Annotated in this window: 1 protein-coding gene; it reads left to right on the plus strand. The window is 62.1% G+C overall.

Translation table 11 applies throughout. The features are described 5' to 3' along the window. Positions 1-287: 287 nt before the first annotated feature. On the plus strand, positions 288-464 hold the full coding sequence (locus SSPN_RS57145; RefSeq protein ID WP_010311790.1) for a hypothetical protein: 177 nt from the start codon (positions 288-290) through the stop codon (positions 462-464). Positions 465-996: the final 532 nt, after the last annotated feature.

Consider the following 996-nt stretch of genomic DNA (forward strand, 5'->3'; position numbering starts at 1 on the left):
GTGGCTGGTGTCGAACGGCCTCATTTTCACCGCAAGACCGATCCGGACAAATCGTGCAGGTCTGAGATCGTCATAGACGGCCGAAAAGACGGTCGTCGACCGAATCAGTCCACCCTGATCCTCGAAGTTCGAGGCACTCACTTGGTACTCCCCGAAAAACACCAGCCACCTAGCAGCTCACGGCCCCTGTAGCGGATTAGTGAGAACTCCTTGTCACTGTAGAAGATCTACCGCCCCCCGGTCGTCGGCTGCGTAGCCTCGCGTAATCCGCGACGTGGGAGGTAGTGATGACTGTGCCGGATCCGGATCGAGCAGAACTGCAAGCCGCAGCGGCGGAACTGGGGCTCGAGCTTGACGATGCGACGACCGACTCCTGCCTGGCGCTCATCGCCGCGAACGTCGATGCGTACCGGGCGGTCGACGCGCTTTCCAAGCGTGCGGCGGAGATCCCGCAACGGAGGTGACGCGAGCGAGACGATGACTCGTTGGGCGCGTGGTACGCGCGCACGGAGTTGCGCACCCGCGACGACGGACCGCTGGCGGGTCGCACCGTTGCGCTCAAGGACAACGTGTGCCTCGCCGGGGTTCCGATGATGAACGGCTCGTCGACGCTGAAGGGGTTACGTCCCGGACAGCGACGCGACCGTGGTGACGCGGCTGCTCGACGCTGGCGCGACCATCGCGGCCCTGCTGCCGGACCGCAAGGGCGGATCCTTCCAGTAGCGTCCGGAACTCGTTCGAGCGTGGCCGGAAGGGCACCTTCGAGCAGCTTTGCTCGCTCAGGGAGGCTGTTGCGGTTTCGGCGAAAACGGCTGAACCGAGATACCGAATCAGTCTCGATCGCCGCCGTTCGTCCGCCAGTGGCCATCTAACAGTGGCCATATAAGCCGTGATAAATCAATCACGGTCCGTGGTGGTCGTAATTTTGCAACAGGCTCTAGTACTCCAGCCGCACTTGGTGATCTTCGTCGTGTAGCTTGTCGATCTTGTGATGGT

It is taken from the genome of Saccharopolyspora spinosa NRRL 18395, from assembly GCF_000194155.1.
Lineage (GTDB): Bacteria > Actinomycetota > Actinomycetes > Mycobacteriales > Pseudonocardiaceae > Saccharopolyspora > Saccharopolyspora spinosa.

Bases quoted from the DNA above. Each gene is read 5' to 3' on its own strand.
- SSPN_RS57145 (WP_010311790.1), top strand. From the start codon at position 288: ATGACTGTGCCGGATCCGGATCGAGCAGAACTGCAAGCCGCAGCGGCG.